This is a genomic window from Phenylobacterium sp., assembly GCF_037189685.1.
Lineage (GTDB): Bacteria > Pseudomonadota > Alphaproteobacteria > Caulobacterales > Caulobacteraceae > Phenylobacterium.
In genome coordinates this window covers 58,625-67,949 of sequence record NZ_JBBCIT010000039.1, presented here as the reverse complement: position 1 = coordinate 67,949, position 9,325 = coordinate 58,625, and the positions used below count along the sequence as shown (strand labels likewise).

Below are 9,325 nucleotides of genomic sequence, written 5' to 3'. Positions count from 1 at the left end.
GGTCGAGGCCGACATCGTCATCGGCGCCGACGGCGTCAACTCCAAGGTCCGCGAGATCCTCCTCGGCGTCGAACCCCCCATCTACACCGGCTTCGTCGCCTTCCGCTCCATCTACCCCGTCAGCCTCCTCGGCGACTGGCGGCCCGCGTCCGATGGCGCGAAATGGTGGTCCGACGAGCGCCACCCCGCCAACGAGGATCGGCACTTCATCCACTACTACCTCACCCGCAAACGTGACGAGATGTACTTCGTCACCGGCTCCCCCTTCCCCGACTGGCCCGGCGGCGTCTCCTCCGTCCCCGCCACCAAGGACGAGATCAAGACCTGCTACGAGGGCTTCCACCCCGACGTCCAACGCATCATCGACGCCGCCCCAGCCCTCTCCAAGTGGCCCCTCCTCGAACGCAACCCCCTGCCGCTCTGGAGCCGCGACAACGTCGTCGTCCTCGGCGACGCCTGCCACCCCATGAAACCCCACATGGGACAGGGCGCCGGCATGGCCATCGAGGACGCCGCCGTCCTCTTCCGATGCATCCAGCAGGCCGACGGCGCCTTCGACCGCGCCTTCCAGATGTACCGCGCCACACGCATCGAACGAACCTCCGAGGTCCAGCGACAATCCCACGAGAACGTCTGGATGAAATATCCGACGGACCCGGCGTGGGTGTACGCCTACGACGCCATGACCACGCCGTTGGTCAGCGAGCCCGAACCGGCGGCGGCGTAACCGCTTGGCCAGCCCTCCAAACGAGCCGCACGTCGCGGTCGACGAGGCATCGCCGCCCGCGACGTCACCGCCCACGGGATCGAAGCCCGCCCCCAGCGGGCTGAACCGCCTGGGGCCGCTCCAGTGGGGCCTTCTTCTCGGACTCACCGCGGTCATCGCCTACCTGTTCCACGCTTGGCAGGTGACCTCGGCGCTGTTCCTGGGCCCCCTGCTCGCCGGCCTCATCTTCGCGTTCAGCGGCTCCAGCCTGAAGGTGTCCCGGAAGGTCACGATCGTCTCCCAGGCGGTCATCGGCTGCTCGGTCGCACGCGCGATCGACATGACCATCCTGAGCTTCGTCGCGACCCACTGGCTGGCCATCGCGGGGGTGATCATCGCCACGGCGGCGGCGGCCTGCGTGGTGGCCTACGGGCTGGTGCGCTACACCACCCTCACCCCCCAGACCGCGGCCTGGGGCTCGATGCCCGGCGCGGCGAACATCATGGTGACCCTGGCCGCCGCGAGCGACGGCGACCCGCGCCTGGTCGCCTTCATGCAGTACGTCCGCCTGATCACGGTGCTCTCGACCGCCTCGCTGGTGGCCAGCCTGTTGATCGGCACGGGGGTCCACGTGGCGCATGGCGCAGCCGCGCCGCGCCCCCCGCAACCGGCCGACGTCGACATCCTGACCGCGGCCCCGGCCATCGTCATCGGCCTCATCGGCCTGACCATCGGGCGCCTCGCCCGCATTCCCGCCGGGCCGTTGCTGGTCACCGCAGCGCTGGGTGCGATCGTCAACCTCAACGGCTGGTTCCCCATCGCGCTGCCCCACTGGATGATGGTGCTCTCCTACGGGGCGGTCGGCTGGTACGTGGGGCTGCAGTTCGACCGGGCGGTCCTGGCGGCGGCCATGCGCAATCTGCCGGCCATGATCCTGGCGATGCTCGTCCTGATCCTGCTGTGCGGCGTCACGGGGATGATCCTGTCGATCGCCCTGCATGTGGACTTCGTCACCGGCTACCTGGCGACCAGCCCCGGCGCCATCGATTCCATCGCCATCCTCGCCCTGGGGGGCGAAGCGGACATGTCGGTGGTGATGGCGGTGCAGACTCTCCGATTCTTCGCCGTGATCATGATGGCCCCCTATCTCGTCCGCCTGATCTGCAGGTTCCTTCCCAGCACGGTCCCCGCCTGAGGCCCCGATGGACGGAAGCCAGACCCCCGACGCCCATGTGGCTTCGCCCCCGCGGCCGACCACGGGACGGCGCCCGCCGCTCCGCTGGCCCTGGATCGCCCTGGCGGCGGCGACCCTCGTCCTCGTGGCGGCCCTCTCCCACGCGATCGCGCCGCCTCCGCCCGCGCATCCCGCCAGGACCCTGCGGATCGCCATGACCGCCGGCGACCTGCCCACCACCACCGGCGCACCGAGCCAGGGGCTGGAGGGCGTGCGCTTCGCCGGCTATCCCGCGTTCGAGCCGCTGGTGATGTGGGACCTGCGCGTCACCGACCGGCCGCCCGGCGTCATCCCCTGGCTCGCGCACGCCTACGAAAGCGACCCCAACGACCGCAACCGCTGGATCTTCCATCTGCGGACCGACGTGAAGTTCCAGGACGGAACCCCGTTCGACGCCGATGCGGTGGTCTGGAACTTCGCCCGCCTCTTCGACCAATCGGCGCCCCAGTTCGAAGCCGCCAACGGCGCGGCGGCGCGGTCGAAGGCGCCCATGATCGACCGCTGGGAGAAGATCGACGACCACACGGTGGCGATCTACACCAACACCGTCACCTCGTTCTTTCCCGAGATCGTGGCCGGCGTGCTGATGGTCAGCCCGACCCGGTGGCGAGACCTGAAGGGCGACTGGCAGGCTTTCGGGCAGCAGCCCATCGGCACCGGCCCCTTCCAAATCACCAAGGTGACGCGGACGTCCATCACCATGGACCGCAACCCCGGCTACTGGAACCCGGCGCGGGCCGCGAAGCTGGACCGGATCGTCCTTTACGCCATGGCCGAAGCGACCACGCGGATCGCCGCCCTGCGCTCGGGCGAGGTCGACTGGATCGAGAACCCGCCGCCGGACGCGATCCCCTATCTCAAGGCCTCGGGCTACAACGTGTCGCTGACGCCGATGGCGCATGCATGGCCCTACTGGCTGCGGCAGAACGACGGCAGCCCGTTCCGCGACATCCGCGTGCGGCAGGCCATCAACTACGCGATGGACCGCGAGGGCCTGGTGACCCTGCTGAACGGCGCCGCAGAGCCTGCCCGTGGCTACTGGAAGCCGTCCGATCCGCGCTTCGGCGCGCCGCGCAACCACTACCGCTACGATCCGGATCGCGCCCGCGCGCTCCTCGCCGAGGCAGGCTACCCGCCCGACAAGCTGCTGAAGATCCGCGTCCTGGTCGCCCCGACCGGATCGGGCCAGATGCTCGCCCTGCCGATGAACGAACTGCTCCAGCAGAGCGCCCGGAAGGCGGGCTTCGACCTCTCGTTCGAGGTGGTGGAGTACTCCCAGATCGCCGCCGCCTACAGCAACCCGAACTCGCGGGAGATGCGCGGCGTGACCGCCATCAACAAGGGCTTCAGCACGGCCGACCTGTCGTGGACCTTCTACAATTTCTATCCGCCGAACGTCATCGACTACGACGATCCCGAGACCACGCGTCTGCTGCACGAATACCGGACGAACTTCGATCCGAGCCGCAACGAGGAATTGCTGCGGCGCTTCCACGAGCACGTCGTCGACGCCGCGCCCTGGGCCTTCATCGTCCACGACGTCAACCCCCGCGCCTTCTCGCCGAAGGTCAAGGGCTACACCCCGGCGCAGACGTGGTTCACCGACCTCACGACGGTCCATGTGGAGCCCTGAGGTGGGGCGGCAGGCTCTCCCGGCGACGGCCGCGGCGCCGGTTCCCGACAACGGCGACGTTCGGCCAGGCCATCATGTTCCTGATATTTTTTCAGTGACTTAGCGGGGTCAACAGCATGCCGCCGCGCCTTCGTTTTGGTCGATCCGCGAAAGAGTTCGTCCGCGCGTCGGGGGAACACCGCCGCACCTCGAGGGGGACGTTATCCTGCGCCCCGGAACCCCATGAAAGCTCGCCCTTGGCTCCTTCTGATCCTTTGCGCCGTCGTGGCCAGCGCGATCGCCGGCGCCATTGGGCGCCTCGACGCGACCCCGGCCACGCCGAAGCCGCGCGTCCTGCGGATCGCGATGAACACCTCCGACCTGCCCACCACAACCGGCGCGCCGAGCCAGGGCCTGGAGGGACTCCGGTTCGCGGGCTACCCGGTGTTCGAGCCGCTGGTGATGTGGGACCTGCGCGTCACCGACCGGATTCCCGGCGTGATCCCGTGGCTGGCCGAGAGCTGGACGGTGGACGCCGCGGACCGCAACCGCTGGACGTTCCGGCTTCGCCGGGGCGTGACCTTCCACGACGGCAGCCCGTTCGATGCGGACGCGGTGATCTGGAACCTGCACCGCTACTTCGACACCTCGGCGCCGCAGTGGGACGCCGCGGGAGGCGCCTGGGCCCGGTCGCGGGCGCCGATCCTGAAGTCGTGGGAGAAGATCGACGACCACACCGTGGTCATCTCGACCAGCACCCCGACATCCTACTTTCCCGAAGTGCTCACCACCGTGCTCTTCGTCAGCCCGGCGCGCTGGCGCGAATTGAAGGGCGACTGGCAGGCCTTTGCGCAGCGGCCCGCCGGCACCGGAGCCTTCCGCATCGACGAGGTGAACCGCACCGCCATCACGATGAGCCGCAATCCGGCGTACTGGAACCGGGCGCGGGCGGCGAAGGTCGACGGCGTCAAGCTCTACGCCATGGGCGAGCCCACCACCCGCGTCGCGGCGCTGCGGTCGGGCGAGGTGGACTGGGTCGAGAACCCGCCGGCCGACGCCCTGCCGTTCCTCAGGAAGGCGGGCTACCAGATCGCGACCAGCCCCATGCCGCACGTCTGGGCCTACTTCCTGCGCTCGCGGCCCGGCGGCCCGTTCCACGACCTGCGCGTGCGCCAGGCGATGAACTACGCGATCGATCGCGAGGGGATCGTGACCCTCCTGAACGGCGCGGCCCGGCCGGCCCAGGGGTTCTGGGAGCCGGAGGACCGCCGCTTCGGCCAACCGACGAACCGCTACGCCTACGATCCGGCCCGGTCCCGGGCCCTCCTGAAGGCTGCGGGCTATCCCGCCGACAAGCTGGTGCCCGTCCGCGTCCTGACCACGCCCGTCGCCTCGGGCCAGATGCTGTCGCTGCCGATGAACGAGCTGCTCCAGCAGAGCGCGGCGAAGGCCGGATTCAAGCTGGAATTCATGGTCGTTGAGGGAAATCAGATGAACGCCATGTCCCGCAACGACTCCCCGAAAATGGGCGATATCGACATCTACAACAAGGGATACAACACAGGCGAGAGTACCTATCTCTATTACTGGATGTACCCTCCCAACATCGCGAATTACTTCGACAAGGCGTCAAAGGAACTTCTGGACGAATATCGAGTGACCTTCGACCCCGTGGAGCGCGATGCAATCCTGCTCCGACTGCATGAGCGCTTCGTGGACGACGCGCCCATGGCCTGGGTGGTCCACGATGTGAACCCACGCGCCTTCGCGCCCAACGTGCGCGGCTACACCCCGGCCCGTAGCTGGTACACCGATCTGACGACGATCTACCTGACCGACTGAATCCTGGCCAGAAAGAGCTCGCCGTAATGCTTCAATTCCTGATCCGACGATCAATACAGGGCATCCCGATACTGTTCGGCGTGTCGATCATCACCTTCGCGTTGGTCCACCTGATGCCTGGCGGCATCGTCGACAGCCTCGTCCCCCCTGGCGCGCCGCCGGGCCTGCGGGAAGAGATCGAGCGGATCTACGGCCTCGACCGGCCGCTTTGGGAACAGTACCTGCTGTGGCTCCGCCAGGTCCTGCAGGGCAACTTCGGCATCTCGCTCGTCACGGGCCGACCGATCGCCGAGGAACTGGTCGCCGCCCTGCTCAACAGCTTCAAGATCACCCTGGCGGCGGCGGTCGTGGGTTTCTCGCTGGGCATAGCCTTCGGCGTTCTGGCCGCCCTCCACAGCGGCCGGTGGCCCGACAAGCTGTTCTCGCTCTTCTCGATCGCGGGGGTGAGCGTCCCGCCGTTCTGGTTCGCCATCCTCCTGGTCACGGTGTTCGCGTTCCAGCTCAACTGGCTGCCCGCCCAGGGCATGGGCCCGGAGGGGATCCCGACGTCGTGGACGCAGTGGCGGCACATGATCCTGCCGATCGCCACGCTGTCGATGATCCCGATGGGCGTGGTGGGTCGCGTGGTGCGGGCAGCCACCCTCGAGGTGCTGTCCCAGGAATTCGTGACCGCGCTTTCCGCCAAGGGGCTGCAGATGGACGCCATCCGGCGTCACGTGGCGCGCAACGCGGCCCCGACCATCCTTGCGGTCATGGGCCTCCAGTTCGGACACCTGATCGGCGGCTCGATCCTGGTGGAGACGGTGTTCAACTGGCCGGGAACCGGCAAGCTGCTCAACCTCGCGATCTTTTCGGGCGACATCCCGGTGATCCAGGCGACGGTGCTGCTGCTGTCGGTGATCTTCGTGATCCTGAACCTCGGGGTCGACACCGCCCAGGCGCTCATCGATCCGAGGATGCGGCGATGAACAAGTCCATGATCCTGCCGGCGGACGCCGCCGCCCGCGCGCCTGCGCCGCCTGGACGGCGGCGCGCCAACCGGGTCCTCAGCCGCCTGCGCCGCGACAAGACGACGGTGGCCGCCATGGCCGTGTTCCTGCTCATCGTGGCCCTGGCGATCTTCGCCCCGCTGGTCACCGGCGGCGAGCCCTATGCCGGGTCGGCGCTCGAGCGCCTGAAGCCGATCGGCACGCCGGGACATCCCCTCGGGACGGACGAGCTCGGGCGCGACATGTGGACCCGCCTGGTCTACGGCGCGCGCCTGTCCCTGATCTCGGGCGCCGCGCCGGTCCTCATCGCCCTGCTCCTGGGCGGAGGCCTGGGCGTGGTCGCGGGCTATGCCGGCGGCCGGGTCAACACGCTGATCATGCGCACCATGGACATCTTCTACGCCTTTCCCGCGGTGCTGCTCGCCATCGCCGTGTGCGCAGTGATGGGTCCCGGCCTGGCCAGCACCATCATCGCCCTGGGGATCGTGTTCATCCCGTCCCTGGTGCGCGTGACCGAAACGGCGACCACCCGCATCCGCAGCATGGACTACATCGAGGCGGCCCGCTGCAGCGGGGTCAACGACCTGCAGATCATCGTCCACCAGGTGGCGCCCAACATCCTCGGACCGGTGCTGGTCTATGCGGCGAGCCTGGCCAGCCTCTCGATCATCCTCGCCGCGGGCCTCAGCTTCCTGGGCCTGGGGATGCCGCCGCCGAACGCCGACTGGGGCCAGATGCTCAACAGCCTGCGCCAGGCGATCTATGTCCAGCCGTGGCTGGCCGCCCTGCCCGGGATGATGATCTTCATCACCTCGGCCTGCTTCAACCTCATGAGCGACGGCCTGCGCGCCGCGATGGACGTGCAAGATGGCTGACGGAGCCCTGGCCTCACCCGCCGCCGCCGACCCGCGCGACCGCGGGGGCCCGCAGCAGCCGCTCCTGATCGTCAACGGGCTGAAGAAGCACTTCCCCATCCGGTCCGGCGTGATGGGCCAGCGGACGGGTACGGTTCACGCCGTCGACGGGGTCTCGTTCCAGGTCCGCAAGGGCGAGGTCCTGGGCGTGGTGGGCGAAAGCGGCTGCGGCAAGTCGACGATGGCCCGGCTGCTTATGCAGATCCTCAAGGCCGACGAGCAGGAGCTGATCTTCGACGGCGACCCGCTCGGCCCCCGCGGCATCTCGGTCGCCGAGCTGCGGCGGCAGATGCAGATGGTCTTCCAGGACAGCCACGCCTCGCTCAACCCGCGCATGACCATCGCCGACTGCATCGGCTTCGCCCCGCGCATGCGCGGCGAGCCCCGGCGCAAGGTCGCCGCGAGGGTCGACAGCCTGCTGGAGCGCGTCGGCCTGGCGCCGGCCCAGTACGCTCACCGCTATCCGCACGAGATGTCGGGCGGACAGCGCCAGCGGATCAACATCGCGCGCGCGCTGGCCCTGGAGCCCCGGCTGGTGATCCTGGACGAGGCCGTCTCGGCGCTGGACAAGTCGGTCGAGGCCCAGATCCTCAACCTTCTCAACAGTCTGAAGGCCGAACTGAACCTGACCTACGTGTTCATCAGCCATGACCTCAACGTGGTGGAGTACATCTCGGACCGCATCCTGGTGATGTATCTCGGCCGCGTGGTCGAGATCGGGCCGGTCGAGAGGGTCTACAGCTCGCCCAGTCACCCGTATACGCGCGCGCTGCTGGCCTCCAAGCCCAGCCACGACCCCCGCCGGCGGACGCTGGCGCCGCCGATCACGGGCGACCCGCCCAATCCCATCAACCCGCCGCCCGGTTGCCGCTTCCGCGCCCGCTGCCAGTTCGCCGAGGCCGTCTGCGAGCACGTTCTGCCCGAACTGGCGAGCGTGGACGGCGCCGGCCACGCAGCGGCCTGCCTGATGCAGCAGTCCGGTTCCGGTCACTCGAAGGCGCCGGCATGAACGACACCGTTTCCCATCGCCCTCCCGCCGTCAGCGTCAAGGACCTCACGGTCGCCTTCGAGCGGGACGAAAGCCGCGTCAGCGCCGTGAACGGCGTGTCATACGATCTGGCCCGCGGCGAGGTGCTCACCGTCATCGGCGAGAGCGGCTCGGGCAAATCGGTCATGCTGCGCACGCTGCTGGGCCTGGTTCCCGGCCACGCACGCCTCGGCGGCTCGGTCCACATCAACGGCGTCGACATGAACCGGCTGGACCCCGCGACCCTGTCGGCCATGCGGGGGCGCGAGATCTCGATGATCTTCCAGGAACCGTCCACCGCCTTCGACCCCGTCTACACCATCGGCGAACAGATCATCGAGACGGTGCTGCGCCATGAGGACGTGTCCCACGCAGAGGCCGCCGCCCGCGCCAAGGACATGCTGGATCTCGTCGCCATCCCTTCGGCCGAGCGGCGCCTGCGCAACTTCCCGCACGAGATGTCGGGCGGCATGCGCCAGCGGGCGATGATCGCCCTCGCGCTCGCCTGCCGGCCCAGCGTCCTGCTCGCCGACGAGCCGACCACGGCGCTGGACGCCACGGTGCAGATCCAGATCCTGCTGCTGCTGCGGAAGCTCCAGCGCGAGCTCGACATGGCGCTGATCTTCGTGACCCACGACATGGGCGTGGCGGCGGAGATTTCGGACCGCGTCGCGGTCATGTACGCCGGGCGCTTCGTCGAGACCGGCTCGGCGGAGGACGTGCTCCTGAACGCCAGCCATCCCTACACCCGCTCCATGCTGGACTCGACGGTGCACGCAGGCATGCGCGGGCAGGTGCTGCAGACGATCCGCGGCGCGCCGCCCGACCTGAGAGCCCTGCCCCCCGGCTGCGCGTTCGCCCCCCGCTGCCCCGCGGCGGTGGGCGGATGCCGGTCGGGACAGCCGCCGGCCGTCGGCCTCTCGCGCACCCACACCGCCGCCTGCCTCCAGCTGGCGGCCGCCGCAGCCTGACCGGGTCGCGGCAGGCAGGCCGCGGACGAT

At 68.9% G+C, this 9,325-nt stretch carries 8 protein-coding genes; all 8 read left to right on the top strand.

Annotated elements, in window-relative coordinates; all coding sequences use genetic code 11:
* Window positions 1-727: FAD-dependent monooxygenase (locus tag WG212_RS20620; protein WP_337188993.1), on the top strand; the 727-nt coding region annotated here is incomplete at its 5' end.
* 4 nt (window positions 728-731) lie between these two features.
* Window positions 732-1,901 carry an AbrB family transcriptional regulator gene (locus WG212_RS20615; RefSeq protein WP_337188992.1) on the top strand — a complete coding sequence of 390 codons (1,170 nt, stop codon included), beginning with the start codon at window positions 732-734 and terminating at the stop codon, window positions 1,899-1,901.
* Between the two features lie 7 nt (window positions 1,902-1,908).
* Entirely contained in the window at window positions 1,909-3,573 is a 1,665-nt protein-coding gene (locus tag WG212_RS20610; RefSeq protein ID WP_337188991.1) for an ABC transporter substrate-binding protein, read from the top strand.
* 222 nt (window positions 3,574-3,795) lie between these two features.
* Window positions 3,796-5,394, top strand: coding sequence for an ABC transporter substrate-binding protein (locus WG212_RS20605; protein ID WP_337188990.1), 1,599 nt, complete (start codon window positions 3,796-3,798; stop codon window positions 5,392-5,394).
* 26 nt (window positions 5,395-5,420) lie between these two features.
* Window positions 5,421-6,362: an ABC transporter permease gene (locus WG212_RS20600; protein ID WP_337188989.1), complete on the top strand. Its 942-nt coding sequence runs from the start codon at window positions 5,421-5,423 to the stop codon at window positions 6,360-6,362.
* On the top strand, window positions 6,359-7,258 hold the full coding sequence (locus WG212_RS20595) for an ABC transporter permease (protein ID WP_337188988.1): 900 nt from the start codon (window positions 6,359-6,361) through the stop codon (window positions 7,256-7,258). The genes WG212_RS20600 and WG212_RS20595 overlap by 4 nt, the downstream gene beginning before the upstream one ends.
* Window positions 7,251-8,306, top strand: coding sequence for an oligopeptide/dipeptide ABC transporter ATP-binding protein (locus tag WG212_RS20590; RefSeq protein WP_337188987.1), 1,056 nt, complete (start codon window positions 7,251-7,253; stop codon window positions 8,304-8,306). The genes WG212_RS20595 and WG212_RS20590 overlap by 8 nt, the downstream gene beginning before the upstream one ends.
* Window positions 8,303-9,295 carry an ABC transporter ATP-binding protein gene (locus WG212_RS20585; protein ID WP_337188986.1) on the top strand — a complete coding sequence of 331 codons (993 nt, stop codon included), beginning with the start codon at window positions 8,303-8,305 and terminating at the stop codon, window positions 9,293-9,295. The genes WG212_RS20590 and WG212_RS20585 overlap by 4 nt, the downstream gene beginning before the upstream one ends.
* Window positions 9,296-9,325 lie beyond the last annotated feature (30 nt).